Here is a 15,181-nt window from a genome sequence, read left to right on the forward strand (position 1 = left end):
ACTTCGATAGCTACGGTATGATCCGTTGTATTGATAGTAGCTGCTCCTGTTTGATCTGTTAGTACAAAAGTTAGCACTTCAGTGGCGATACTATGAATAGTAATTGCAACAATTTCAGAATCAGAGAATTCTCCATCGCTTACCAATACCTCCACCGAATGACCTCCAGCTTGTTCAGAAGAAGCTGTCCAGCTCAAAACGCCTGTAGAAGCATCTATGTTCATTCCTTTATCTTCGGAATTCGAGTCAATAGAATAGACCAATGTATTAGCTGGTAGGTCAACATCCAAAGCACTAGCCGTAAAAGACAGTTCTTCTCCTACTCTACCTGTCTGCGCCCCAATAGCCGTCAATTCCGGTGCTTCATTCACATCTGTGAGCGCAACAGTGACCTCTTGCTCTACAACTCTAGCTGGCTCTCCACTATCACTAACCTCGACTGTCAAAATGAATGAGGGACTGGTTTCAAAATCAAGGACTGAGGAAGTATTGACTGTTATAGACCCTTCGTTGCTGATAACAAACGCTCCGCCAGTATCCCCTCCAATAATTGCATAAGTCAATGTCTGGAAGCTATCTTCGTCTGAAGCCGTCACGGTAGCTACTTCTGTTCCTTCGCTGGCATTTTCTTGCAAGTCATTGATCTCTACATTAGATACGAATGGTGCAAATTCATTAACATCATTCACCACGATCGTCACGGTTTCGATCGTCTCCAGTGCACCTATACCTTTATCTGTAATCCTTACTTGAAGCTCTACCTCTTGGATACTTTCATAATCCAAACTAAACGCCCCAACAGCATCGCCATTACCTCCTAGGGTTATCTCTCCTGTTTCAGAATCCAAAGATACAAGCCCTTCCTCACTGACAGATATGATCTCAAACGAGTCTATACCATCCGTATCATCTGACTCCAAAGTACCGATAACTGACCCTAAAAGAGAATTCTCGTCTATATCAAATTCCGTAGCAAGCAAGCTGGGGAATTGATTGACAAATACGAATACCTCTACTGAGATTATCGTTGACAAACTCCCATCGCTCACTTCTACTTCCAAATCGTAACGCGGGGTATTTTCTACATTAATTTGACTAGCGTCTATGACAGCAGCTACTCCAGTATTCGGTCCTACAGCGAATGCACCTTCTTCGTTTCCTGACAGAATCGTATAAGTCAATACATCATTTTCTGGATCAGCGGCCAACACAGTTCCCAACACATGTCCATTTTGCACAAAGGCACTCATGTTCAAGCGCAAGTCATCTGCAATCGGTGCTTCGTTGACATCTGTCAAATTGATCGTGATAATTTCTTCGTTAAATAATTCTCCAATCCCATCATCTGTCACCCTCACTCGAAGGTCAAAAGATGACTGGGTTTCAAAGTCTAATACAGATTGATCCGCTACTTGTAATTCTCCATCCGTATCTATCGAGAACACATCCCTACCGCTACCTCCTACGATTGAGAATAAAAGCTCATTCTCATCATCATCAGTCGCCTGCACTACAGCTACTACTGTGCCATTTGCAGTATTTTCTTCCAAACTAAAAAACTGTTGAGCGATGACAGGAGGCGTATTCGTGAATGATGAGATACCCACTGTAGCACTCCCTGAACGTGTCGGGTTACCATTGTCCGTGACCACTACGGTCAACGAATAATCTGTATCGGTCACAAGATTGCCATTGTCAGCAACCGTCAACACGCCTGTCGTTTCGTCTATTCCAAAAATAGAATCGTCATTCCCTACGGTAATGGCAAAGGTATGCGACTGATCAGCGTCTTCATCAGCAAAATCAATGGTTCCAATTACTAAACCATTTGGGCTGACATCACTAATATTAAAACTGACATCACTGACCTCTGGTGACTCGTTGACATCATTTAGGTTGATAGTCACCTTCGCACTACTCGCAAGTGGGAGTTCTAGGTCTTGATCTGTGACTTCTATCTCTAGGACGAAAACGGATTGCTCCTCAAAATTTAATTGCTCTGACGCATTGACTGTGATTTCACCTGTCGAACTCATCTCAAAGGCAGCCCCTGTATTGCCACCAATTATCGTAAAATCCATACCGTCATCGTCGGTAGCGACTACTTGTATAACTACCGTACCATTCGCTGAATTTTCATCCAATGTGATCTCCTGATCTGCTATTACTGGAAATTCATTGTCTACTATATTTATCGTAACGATACCTGTAGAAGTCAACGCTCCTGGCCCTTGGTCTGCCGCCTGTATGGTCAGTTCAAAACTGGTAGTAGCTGATGCTTGTAGAACAGTTTCGTCAATAACAGTTATTCCGCCAGTAACTTCATCGATAGCAAAGATTCCTTCTTCATTACCTGCAGTAATACTATATAGCTGTTTATGTCCTTCTTCATCACTGGCAATCACCGTTTCTACTAAACTGCCGTTGGTACTAAAGCGGCTCATCGACACCTCAGCATCTTCTACAGTAGCTGCGGTATTGGATCCATCATTGATCTGAATAGTAAACGTCCCTTCTTCATCGATACCATTCCAAAGCTGTAATTTATAATCTGTATTAGGTTCAACATCCATCGTGAACGTACCCTCTCCCTCACAAATATCCAGTGATTCTCCACCACATGTTTCATATCCGTCGATTTGTATGGATTCTGCCACTACCAATGGACCGTCTGCATCAGTATCTGTCAACGCCACCGTAACAGACACCTCTACATTAGTACCCGAATTGAATCGATACCATACGTCGTTTATAGTACCGTACTGATCACATTCTTGGGTTTGAGTAAAAGCGGTCGCATGCGCATTGGTTCCATTTGTAGGCGTTCCCGTTCCTTCTGCAAATACCGTAAGCACTTCTGCTCCTGAGCAGTTGTCATTGGCTGGAGGTGGGGTGGTGGGCACACTTGATGTGATTAAATCAAACTCACCTTTAGCGTCTCCATACCCATCCACTAACACAAAGTATTCTTCGTCTAATATGGAATTGAAACTTAGCCTAGCTAAATAGCCATCACCTCCACATTCGGCTTGCTCTCCATCCTCATTTCCTGCCAAACATACCAGACCTGTAGTACAAGATCCTGTATACACGCTCAAACTCGTATCATCAAAATCATATTTATCTCCTGTGCAGGTGTTTAATGTAATGGTTTCGCCATTTCCCACCAATTTATACCAGACGCCAACCGATATCCCTCCATTTTCGCCATCATTATCATTTCGCACTTCGTTATTACCACAACTTGAAGCCACCGCTGCATCGTTGGAGGCAAAAGTCGTATTGCCAGACACGGTCTCTCCTATGGTGACTGTGATAGCATCTGAGCAGAAGTCGTTGCTTGGCACGACATTCACCGTGACGATCCAATCCTGCGTCGTGGTTCCATCCTCGGCAGTGACAGTAATGGTAACAGGATCGGTAAAGTCTACCACCTCCTCATTAGCCGGTGAAGTAGTTGCTCCAGGAGAAAGCGTCATCAAAGGTTGCAAAACACTTACATCCGTGTTTTGAGGAAGTACAATCCTCAAGGTATGGTTGGTAGTATTTACTGATGCAGACTTATTGAAGTTCAGCATTGCCAAACTAAGAATATCTGTTTCGCTGGAGCAAAACTGCCCATCATCTCCGATAGTCCAGCCATGGTCGTCGATCAAGGCCTGTCTGGCCTCTGCTCCTTTGCAAAAAGTGATGTCCTCTGCGTCCAAGGACACGTTATCATGGACTTCTTGAGCAGACCAAGCCATAAGTGCCTTATCATAATTTTGAGGGGACAGCCCTGAGTTAGAAAACATTTCACCCATATCTGTAACTGCACCGATTTCCCAAGAACTTAGGTCACTATTGAAAACTGTTGCATTTTTGAACATCTGGGATAGATTAGTAACCTTACTTACATCCCATTGAGAGATATCTTGGTTAAAGGCCTGCGCATTAGAAAACATGTCTCTCATATCCGTGACATTACCTGTTTGCCAACCGCTAATGTCTTGGTTGAAATTTTCTGCACCAGAAAACATCAAAAACATATTCGTTGCTTCATTTACTTGCCAGTTGTCTACGTTTCCATTAAACGCTGTAGCATTTCTAAATGTACTTTCAAAAGTAGTCACCTGACTTACATCCCAGTCACTAAGGTTGCTGTCGAAGGTACTAGCATTATCAAACATAGATGACATATTGGTGACACTACTCACATCCCAATCACTAAGATCACTGTCAAAAATACTGGTATTCTCGAACATAGATGACATATTCGTAGCACTACCCACATTCCAGAGACTCAGATCGCTATTGAAAACACTCGTTCCAAAAAACATCCGTGACATATTGATAACCTGACTGACATCCCAGTTACTTAGATCCTCATTGAAATTTTCAGCATTTTCAAACATTCTGGACATATTGGTGACACTACTCACATCCCAGTCCCTTAGATGACCGTCAAAAACACTGGCATTCTCGAACATAGATGACATGTTGGTAACACTACCCACATTCCAGAGACTCAGGTCGCTATTAAAAACACTCGTCCCAAAAAACATTCGTGACATATTGATAACCTGACTGACATCCCAGTTATTAAGGTCCTCACTGAAACTTTCAGCATTCTCAAACATTCTGGACATATTGGTAACCTTACTGACGTCCCATGCACTGAGATCACCATTAAAATTCGTTGCTTGAAAAAACATTTGGCTCATATCATCTACCTGACTCAGGTCAGGTAGATCTGTGGTACTAAAATCAGCACCTGGCCATTCATTAAAACTTTGATAAAAGCTTTCCCATACAATATCTCCCCATTGCAAAACATCCAGCAGCTGATCCTTGGGGTAGTTGCCAGTCAAATGAGAGAAACCTCCAAAAACCTCAAGGGTGTACGTTCCTGTTTCTGAGAAAACAGTACTGAAATCGCCATCTTCAGACCGATGGCTACCAAAGTCTGTTACATTTCCTTCATCATCTTTCCAGATATAACTAAAATCATACAGAAGATCGTCATTGAGCCCAATCGTAATATCTTCTTCTGCTGTCACAGACCATGAGGTGATAAATGGGCGCTGACTAGTAACACTCATACTGACTGTCCAATCCTGTAAAGTTGATCCATCTTCGGCTGTAATCGTATAAGTCACAGCATTGGTAAAATCTTGCAAGACACCACTTTCAGGATCGCTTATTGCTCCTTCTGACAATGTCAATACAGGCAACAAAGTGGTAACATCCACCTCTGAAAGCACCCCAAGTTCTATCGTATGATTACTATAGTCGATCATTGCTTCATCTACCTGACCTTCAGAGAGTTTAAAAGAAAGAATGTTAGTAGCTTGATCACAGGTTCCACCATCTGTGATCGTCCAATTAAAATCTTTGACAAGCCTTTCTCTTGCTACTTCAGCCTCCGTGCTACAGACTTCAATATTTCCTATACCAAAATCGACTCCCCTCTTTACCTCCTGTGCTGCCCAACTGATTAATATATCATCATAAGTAGCGGTTGAGATAGAAGTACTATTAAAAGTACCATTAAACCTTGATGCATTACTGATGTCCCATTGGCTTAAGCCATGTCCCTCAAATTTATTGGCACCATTAAACGAATTCCCGAAATTATCGACCCCTGTGAGATCCCATGAACTTAAATCAGAATTGAAGGAACGAGCACTCTGAAAAGCCTCATTAAATTTATTGACATGACTAACATCCCAGTGGTTAAGATCTCCATTGAAACTACCTGATTGCCGAAAAATTCTAAAAAAGCTCACCCCATCACTACTCAAAATGGGGGCGTCAATAGCAGAGAATGTACTTCCTCCCCAATTCGCAAAGGTTTGATCGAAACTCCCCCAGACAATATCCCCCCATTGATTTACATCCACCAATTGGCTCTTGGAGTAGCCTGTAAGATGAGGGAATGCACCTGCTATATACAACTCAACAGTATCAGGTTCAGTAAGTCCAAAAGCAGAGAAGTCACCCGCCGAAAACACGGTAGCAAAATCACCATCTACCGACTGGTGTGCACCGTCAGATATAGTGTCCCCCTCATGCACCCATGCATAGGTAAAATCATAGGTAAAATTCGTATTCAGTGCAATGGTCACACTTTCATCAATGGCACTCAGTTTCCATGATGAGACAAATGGTTGAAAATCTTCTTGAGCCAATAGCGGTTGAAAAAGCATGAGACTCAGGACAATAGATAGAAATGAATTTTTCATAGCTGTCTGTATAATTTTAGATGAATTATTATCTTTCATCAAACTTTTGAGAGATGTACTTTGTAGTTGACAAGTGTCAAATACAAAGAAAAGTCAAGAGAGAATCCTTCTTTATTCGTGAACACATATCGGAAAAGGGTGACTCACTGAGTCACCCAAACCTAAGGCCTACTTTGGCCTAACCTAACCGTGTTGTGGAACTTGAATTTATCTTTTAGCACTTCAGTACATAGCGTACAAGAAATGTATGCTACATCAATTTTCCCTTTGAAAGTTTAACTATTGTAAAATTACACCGAAACAGTACTGGTCGGTTAGTACAAAACCGACCATTTCTTAAACAATTCCGACACTTTAATTGGCTTTGAGTTAGATCATTTCAGAAAGCGCTATGGTTTTTGCGACTGGCTCATACCTAGATTGGTTTTGCAAAAAATCTGATGGAGATAATCCAAACTCTTTTTTAAAACATTTAGAAAAATAGGAAGGGTTTGAGAACCCCATTTTAAAAGCAATTTCTGTGATATTGTAATCATGGTGACCAAGGATTAACTCCTTGGCACGGTGTAGCCTTACCGAACTGATCAGTTGATTAGGGGATTTATTGGTAATCGCCTTGAGTTTTCGTTGCAACTGACGCTCACTAACACCTACTTCTCTACACAACATTTCTACACCAAAGCATTCATTACTTATATTTTCTTCAATGCTCTCTAGAACATTCTCCAAGAATGACCCTCTTCTATCTAAATTACTCGCCTTAAAATCAACATGATATTTATCAGCACTCGTATTATCCTTCACGTCAAATAACAGCATTTTTTCACCTAACACAGTCTCAAACACCGATGTATGTGGAACGAAATTCAATCCCGCACCTGACAGTAAATGTTTCACTGTTTGTGTGATCAATATTTGATTAGGTTGGGTGTGCTTTAGAATCTCATTGACCAACAGTTCTGTTTCATCACGAACGAAATGTACTTGATCTACGGCACCCTCTAGAATATGAATCCCTATAGCCAATTCGAGTGCTAACCCTTTCACTGCATTTTGTAAATCTAAGCTACAATGCACCGCTTTATTCGGCCCTTCGAAAGCCGCAATGAATACACCCTGATCGAATTGAATAATACTGCCACGATGCTGCCCTACAAATTGGCCTACGATCTCTTGATGACTCATGTCATCTGATGGGATAACCCGTCCAGTCAAAATGGTGAGAAGTCTTTTTTGATAGCTTACCTTTGGTATGACATGCGTCACAAATGCTCGTATTTCTTCCAATACCTCTTCGGTATTGCCTGCCCAAAATAGATGGTCACTCCCCTCAAATTCTACGAAAATCGAATCCTCTATGCGATCAGCAATGAATCTTCCCTCTTCTATTTTGACATCTACATCATGGGTGCGTTGCATAAGTAACGTAGGTACTTTGATCGAACCCAAGATATCCACAATATCCACCTCTGTATTCATTTTGGTCAATACCATAGCCGCACTCGGGCTAGCCCCAGATCTAAAATAATTAGCCAGCCAATCCATAAAAACCCGATCATTGGCTAACGAAGGAGCAAGAGACTCTAGTCTCATTTCTCCACTTCCCCAGCTGTTTTCGATCATCTCATAGACTTTCTGTCGTTCTTCATCTGTGGGTGCCCAAGGATAGTCAGGAGAGTACCTTCGTTTAGCAAACGCACCAAATGTGATCAAGGATATTGTTCTGTTAGGATAGGTCGCTGCAAACAATGCCGACACAGAACCACCCTCTGAATGTCCAAACAACACTGCTTTGGGAGAGCCTACTGCATCCATCACGGCTCTGATATCATCCATTCGTTCCTCGATGGTTGATAACTCTACGATACGATCTGACAGACCCGTACCACGCTTATCAAACAAAATGAGTCTAGCAAACTTGCCCACTTCCTCAAAGAAATGAACCAACTCTGGGCATGCCCACATCCAGTCTATATTGGATACCCATCCAGGAATGTATACCAAATCGATGGGACCAGATCCATATACCTGATAAGCTATATTGATATGACCGCTTTTAGTGTATTGCGTTGCTGGTTTCATCGGTTCAATCATTTTGTGTACAACGATCAAATATCAAAACTAGTATGGGTAGGCAATATCTAGTACTCCTCAGATGCATAGGAGCATTTTTTGGCTCGGTCATTTTTCTCGGTATTTATGGTTTGACTATTGTATAACTGCTGCTACAAAAGTACTTGCCTAGATGCTCGCTAACCAGTAGACACGGGTAAACGGAATATACAATGAGTGAACGACTCTAAAACACGGTCAAACGATCCATAAATGGTTTCCTATATACCTTACCAATAGGCAACGGGCTGCCGTTGACAAAAACCACACTGTGCTCGATGCGATCGATTTTCCTCAAATTCACTAGAAAGGTCTTATGAATACGACAATACCCCTGATCACCGAGAATATCCTCTACATTCTTTAGCGTCTGAGACACCACATACTTGTCTTCTTCTGTATAAAAAATCGAATAGTTGTCTGATGCCTCTACATAGATGACCTGATTAAAGTCAAGTGGAACGATGGCATTATTGTTCCGAACGAATAGATTGAGCTGCTCCGTATTAGGTTTGCTCACGGGTTCAATTTGCACTTTGGCTAGTGCCATATCCACCGCCACTTGGATATCCTCATCTTTGAAGGGTTTGACTATATACCCAGATGGGCTAGCATTTTTTGCCCGGGTGATTGTTGTCTTATCATATAGCGATGAAATAAATATGAATGGTACCGCTCTCTTTTGACGAATGAGCTGCGCCAATTGAATCCCATCTTTGTCTCCTTTGATTTTGATATCCAACAGCACAAGGCTCACCTCTTTTTGATCCAAAACTGCCAAAGCCTGATCCGCCGAATCACAAATACCCACGACCTCATGACCCATTTGCTCCAAGTAGATCGCTATGTCATCTGCAATAATAGGTTGATCCTCTACTATCATTATTTGTCGTTTTTTATCCATGCTTAGAATGTTAGTCTAAAGGTTGTTCCCTTCTCATGTTGCATCGTGATCGTCCCTCCCAGCCCTCTAGAGATGGACCTTACAATCCTATAGCCATAAGACTTCAATAGATCATCTGGTGAAGCTATACCCACACCATCGTCCGAGACTTCTAGTTCATGAATCTCCTCTACTTTTCGGAGAGATAGAGAAACCACCCCTTGTTTGGTATCAGGAAAAGCATATTTTAAGGCATTGGACACGAGCTCGTTGATAATCAAACCAATCTGAATAGTGGTATCGATTGACAAGTCCACCATCTCTATCTTACTTGAAAACCTCACTCTCTCCTCAGACACATCGTAGGATTGAAACAAAGTGTTGGCAAGCTCGTGAAGATATTCCTTGACATTTACCTGAGACAGATTTTCGGATTGATACAGCTTCTCGTGAACCAATGCCATGGATTGTACTCTATTCCTACCTTCTAACACAGCCTTCTTGGCCAGCTCGTCATTCAGATATTTGGACTGGATATTGAGTAAACTACTCACCACTTGTAAATTATTCTTGACTCGATGATGAATCTCTCGCAGCAGGACTTCACGCTCATCCAAAGCCTCAGATATTGTCTTATTTTTCTTTTGAAGTATGGACTTGGCCTTTTGACTCAATCGGTAGTAGCGATAGATCACAAAGGTAAAAATCAAAGTAATCAGCAACCCAGCTATCGTTACATACTTCATCAACCGCTGCTGATCTAGTTGGGCGTTGACCGACAGCAATTCGGATTGCTTTTGAAACTCCAGTGAGTCACGCTCTTGCTCGAACGTATAATTAAGCTCCAAAGTGGTCAGTTGCTCCGTCATGCCTTCATTGAATAGCTCAGTATTGAGTTCAAACGTTATCTCCAAATAATGTAAGGCTTGATCAGAAGCACCTTTAGATTTGTACAACTCAAATAGCGACTCGGCTAAACTCATTTTGGAGGTTTTTAAATCATACTCTTCTGCCAGCTCATATCCCTCTTTCCATTTTTGCTCGGCAAGGTCGTATTGTCCCTGCTTAAAATAGATTTGTCCCATAGAATACAAAGATTGACAAACGCCCTCTGGGATATGACAAACTACAGACCAGTCATAGCTAATTTTCAAGTACTGAAGTGCCTCATCCAACCTGCCCAACTCAAGGTAGGTATGCCCTATATTTATTGCTGGATATGGCAATCTACATGACTCGCCCAGCGAATCCAACAATCTGTAAGACTGCAAACTATAGTTCAACGCTTCTGGATAATTTTCAAGACTCATATGAATCAACCCAATGTTGCCCAGCGTAGATGCTTGGTCCATCAAAACGCCCATGTACTCTTGTATGTCGAGCGTTTGCTGGTAATAATTCAGCGCTTTGTCATAGTTTTTTTGACGAAAATAAAGGGTACCAATACTATTAAGCACGTTGGAAACACCAATAGTATCGCCTAAGGCACGTCTTATTTTAAGAGCCTCTAAGTGGCTCTCCAATGCTTTGGGATATCTACTCATGACTCTATACACTTTACCTACGTCATTTAGGATAATAGCTCTCCAAGCAGAATCGTATACGAATCCATTGACAACCAAAGAACTATCATAGTAATCCAAAGCATACTCGAATTGTCCTGAATTATGATAATTTAAACCCAACAAATAAAAAGCTCTTCTTTTAGCCGCTTGATCGTTGATCTTTTTTGCTATGGACAATGCCTCTTGGGATGCCCAGATAGAGGAATCATTGCTTTGATAAAAATACGCATAAGAGAGGTCATTAAGAATCTGCACCTTAGATGTGTCCTCTTTGTGGAGAGAAAGCGCATGTCGCAGACTATCTATGTTTTCGTTTGACCTAGCATCATTTGTCATCACGAACATCGTGACAACCAAATGCCAGAATAAAGCAGTATTTCTCATAACTATGCATTCATTTGTCGCCCCACAATTACTCGAAAGGCTAATTAAACAACGTATTCAAAGAGCTGTGATCTGACATATGCTATCATGACAACCCCACACCTATATTTAGGCTAAAATAGATATAGCATTTTATATACAATGGCCTTTGGTCACAAAATGAATACAATAATATCCAGTAGGATTTACCTCCATAAAAAACATGATCACTTTCGTTTCCTCCCACCTCTGTTTCACTACTCTTGCCCATAGTTGTTGTCTTTTGTACACCAGACTGTGTACTTTCGCAGCTTCATAGCTAAGCGAACAATATGTCTTTTGACCCCTATCAGATAGACCTTCCCATCACGGAGGTCATAGCTCCTACCCGACAGCATCTTGCACAGGAAAACACACTCATCGTGCACGCACCTCCCGGAGCTGGCAAGAGTACTTTGCTACCCTTAGCACTACTAGAAGAGAACTGGCTCAATGGCAAAAAGATCATCATGCTAGAGCCCCGGCGACTCGCTGCACGATCCATTGCCGTACGTATGTCGGAGTTGATCGGTGAGCCAGTCGGCAAAACCGTCGGGTATCGCATTCGCTTTGACACCAAGGTCAGTGAGCACACCCAAATAGAAGTCGTCACCGAAGGCATCCTCACACGCATGCTTCATAGTGACAATGCCATTGAAGATGTAGCACTAGTGATCTTTGACGAATTTCACGAACGTAACCTACATGCAGATGTAGCACTCGCTCTGTGCCGGGAGGCCCAAAGCATCCTCCGCCCTGATCTCAAGCTCATGATCATGTCCGCTACGCTGAACACCACTGAACTGACGGCACTACTCAAAGCGCCGCTCATAGAAAGCAAGGGACGCCAATATCCAGTCGACGTATTTTATGAAGACCAGCAGGACGAATGGATGATGGCAGAGATCGCTGCACGTATCATCAGTAAGGCCACCAAAAAACACGATGGAGATGTCTTAGCATTTTTCCCTGGTCAGGGAGAGATTATTAAATGTGAAGAGGTCCTGCGCAAGGACATGCATGATTTTGCCATCCACCCACTCTATGGCTCCTTGCCACATGGCAAACAAATGGCAGCCATTCTGCCCAACCGAGACGGCAAACGCAAAATCGTCCTAGCGACCTCCATCGCAGAGACGAGTTTGACTATCGAGGGGATCAAGATCGTCGTAGATACAGGTTTTGGGCGTACATCCAAGTTTGACATCAAATCGGGCCTATCCAAACTAGAAACCGTACAAATCAGCCAAGACTCAGCTGACCAGCGAGCTGGACGTGCTGGACGTCTCAGTCCAGGGGTCTGCTACCGGCTATGGAGCAAAGCCACACAAGACCGGTTGCAAAAACACCTGACACCAGAGATCATGGAAGCCGATCTCGCCAGTCTCGTACTCGACATGGCGCAGTGGGGTATCAGCAACGTCCAAGAAATGACCTGGCTCACTCCTCCCCCCAATGCCGCTGTGCTACAGGCACGAGAGCTACTACACCAACTCGGAGCACTCGACAACAACAAGATCACACCACATGGGCAACGTCTGCATCAACTTCCCTGTCACCCGAGGATTGCTCATATGCTACGCATGGCTGAAGAGCAAGACCTCATCGCACTCGCCTCTGATATCGCGGCACTACTTGACGAACGTGACCCCCTCGGCAAAGAAGCCGGTACAGACATCAACGAGCGAATCGAAGTACTCCGAAGATTGAGACGTGACAATCGACTCGGACGGAAATTTGCACGAATAGAGAAAGTAGCTCAACAATACAGACAACTCTTTTCGCTCGACGCAGAAAACGACAGCCACGATCCTTATGAAACAGGCATACTGTTGTCATACGCCTATCCCGAGCGCATCGCCTATGCTCGACCGGGCAACAATGCTCAGTTTCAACTTTCCAATGGTAAATATGCCATGCTCGGACACCGTGATGATCTCGCCAACGAACCTTGGTTGGCCATCGCACACATGGACGCACGTGACGGGATGGGAAAAATATTCATGGCCTCTCCGCTCAACCCTCGTGACCTGATGCCTATGGTCGAAGAGAAAGAAATCATCACATGGGATACACGGCAAGGCGGATTAATAGCCTCACTAGACATGCGTATCGGTAGCATCACCCTGCGCTCTACCCCGCTATCAAATCCCGACGAATCAAGACTTGTAGAGGCAATCTGCGATACTCTCAAAAAAGAAGGCGAGCGCCTATTGAACTGGGAAGAAAACGTGACCCAGTGGCAAAACCGCGTACTCAGCCTCAGACAATGGAATCCTAACCAAGGATGGCCTGATGTTAGTACTCCTACGCTACTCGCGACTAACCATGAATGGCTAGCCCCCTATCTTGAAGGAATTAAAAAACCAGAAGCCCTTAAAAAGATTGATTTGAAATCAGTACTGCAGCATTCGCTAGCTTATGACCTACAGGGCAAGCTAGATGCGCTCGCTCCCGTAAAAACCAATGTGCCAAGTGGCTCACATATCAAATTAAACTATGCTGCTGATGGCAGTGCACCGATACTGGCCGTTCGCCTACAGGAAGTATTCGGACTAGTCGACACGCCTAAAATCAATGAGGGAAAAACCAGTGTCTTAATGCACCTTTTGTCTCCTGGCTACAAACCAGTGCAAATCACAAGTGACCTCAATAGCTTCTGGAACAATGCCTACTTTGAGGTACGAAAAGACCTCAGAGGACGCTATCCGAAACACGTATGGCCAGAAGACCCTTGGCAAGAACAAGCCATCAGCGGTGTAAAACGAAAGAAATAGACACTATAAATCCTCAGGCAAGTATTTGACCATTAATGCATCGTATTCTTCTGGAAAATAGGCTTTCAAAACAGCGACATAATAATTGTGCGGTTTGTGTTGATAAAACATAGGAGGCCTTTCGTAATATGATTCATCCACAAAATAACCTTCTGAATCTCTAACAGCTGTTTCGGCCAACGAATCGTAAGACGCTGCTACCCATTCTTTGTACATCCTGGGATAGGCAAACGGATGTAGCGTAATCAGTTGCCCCGTCTGAAAATAGTTGATATCATCTACATAAGGAGGGAATACAATATCTCCTAAATCTTTGGCCAGTCGTTCGCTTGCTGACACACTCATGGATTGAACCCTATTAGTCGCGAACCCTTCAAATGTCTGAACGAATGCGCTTTTCAACAATAGCCCTGTATCAAAACCATTTTCATCCTCTAATAGAGAAAGAATTCCTCTTTTTGACAATGCCTTTTCTTCCATATAGTTCATAGGTAGTTTAGGCACTGGATCAGCTGGATTGATCACACGCATACTCCAGCCTGTCTCGGCATATTTCTCATTATATGCCTGCGCAAACCGTTTGTTTCCCACCATGGGATTAGCAAATGAATAATTCTTGAATTGGTTTCTGGAGGAGATGGTTTCCTTAGGTAGACCATCTAGGTATGCCAACAGCAAGGCAGACAAAGCACCTCCCTGACTATGTCCAGTTAGATAAATATCGAAGATCCCCTGCCTGTTGAGTGACCGTATCTGTTCTAAGACAGATGCATGCAAATATCCCAATCCGAGCATATACCCTGAATGTACCGCAGCTCCCTCAACATTAGACACCACATAGTTGAAAGGTTCGTTCTTTATTTTGATATCCCCAGCAGCAGGGATCATGGCAGAGGTAAAATTCGCCAACCAGCTTTTTTGATCAGCAGTTGATCCCCTAAAGCAAATTACACCATGATTACCATTGGTGTAGACCTGATACTTGTTATCCATCCCAAAAACACCAGACGTAAAGATTTTTTCATACCCCGAAGGAATAATCACCGTATCACTATCGTAGAGTTCGAGGTAGGTAAAACTATTGCACAGCGCAATGAAATCTTTAGCTTCCTGTGCTTTGAATCCTGGATACATCTGAGCATAAAGAGGTAGGCTAAATACTAGAGACAGGAAAAATGCTATAGGTTTGCGCATACAAGTATGGAATGAATTGTTTAC

6 protein-coding genes are annotated in these 15,181 nt (G+C 43.1%); 1 reads left to right on the forward strand and 5 read right to left on the reverse strand.

Going from position 1 to position 15,181, the window contains the following annotated elements; genetic code table 11:
- From BUB99_RS20335 to BUB99_RS01290, 4 genes are all read right to left on the reverse strand, one after another.
- The coding region (locus BUB99_RS20335; protein WP_170863707.1) for a BspA family leucine-rich repeat surface protein at positions 1-6,224 on the reverse strand (6,224 nt) is incomplete at its 3' end.
- Positions 6,225-6,593: 369 nt separating this feature from the next.
- Positions 6,594-8,306: an alpha/beta fold hydrolase gene (locus tag BUB99_RS01280; protein ID WP_170863708.1), complete on the reverse strand. Its 1,713-nt coding sequence runs from the start codon at positions 8,304-8,306 to the stop codon at positions 6,594-6,596.
- Positions 8,307-8,523: 217 nt separating this feature from the next.
- Positions 8,524-9,240 (reverse strand): LytR/AlgR family response regulator transcription factor, encoded by a 717-nt coding sequence (locus BUB99_RS01285; RefSeq protein ID WP_073118723.1) that lies wholly within the window; start codon positions 9,238-9,240, stop codon positions 8,524-8,526.
- Positions 9,241-9,242: 2 nt separating this feature from the next.
- A complete protein-coding gene (locus tag BUB99_RS01290) occupies positions 9,243-11,168 on the reverse strand; it encodes a tetratricopeptide repeat protein (protein ID WP_084190277.1) in 1,926 nt (641 codons plus the stop codon).
- A 311-nt stretch (positions 11,169-11,479) separates the two neighbouring features.
- Here BUB99_RS01290 and hrpB point away from each other — a divergent pair, with 311 nt between their 5' ends.
- Positions 11,480-13,963 (forward strand): ATP-dependent helicase HrpB, encoded by a 2,484-nt coding sequence (gene hrpB, locus BUB99_RS01295; RefSeq protein ID WP_073118728.1) that lies wholly within the window; start codon positions 11,480-11,482, stop codon positions 13,961-13,963.
- Between the two features lie 3 nt (positions 13,964-13,966).
- Here the strand turns inward: hrpB and BUB99_RS01300 are convergent, their stop codons facing one another.
- A complete protein-coding gene (locus BUB99_RS01300) occupies positions 13,967-15,157 on the reverse strand; it encodes a lipase family protein (protein ID WP_073118729.1) in 1,191 nt (396 codons plus the stop codon).
- Positions 15,158-15,181: the final 24 nt, after the last annotated feature.

The organism is Reichenbachiella agariperforans, from assembly GCF_900142205.1.
In the GTDB taxonomy this organism is placed as follows: domain Bacteria; phylum Bacteroidota; class Bacteroidia; order Cytophagales; family Cyclobacteriaceae; genus Reichenbachiella; species Reichenbachiella agariperforans.

Coding starts and splice junctions, on each gene's coding strand:
- BUB99_RS01290 (WP_084190277.1), bottom strand. CDS start 11,168: ATGAGAAATACTGCTTTATTCTGGCATTTGGTTGTCACGATGTTCGTG.
- hrpB (WP_073118728.1), top strand. CDS start 11,480: ATGTCTTTTGACCCCTATCAGATAGACCTTCCCATCACGGAGGTCATA.
- BUB99_RS01280 (WP_170863708.1), bottom strand. CDS start 8,306: ATGAAACCAGCAACGCAATACACTAAAAGCGGTCATATCAATATAGCT.
- BUB99_RS01285 (WP_073118723.1), bottom strand. CDS start 9,240: ATGGATAAAAAACGACAAATAATGATAGTAGAGGATCAACCTATTATT.
- BUB99_RS01300 (WP_073118729.1), bottom strand. CDS start 15,157: ATGCGCAAACCTATAGCATTTTTCCTGTCTCTAGTATTTAGCCTACCT.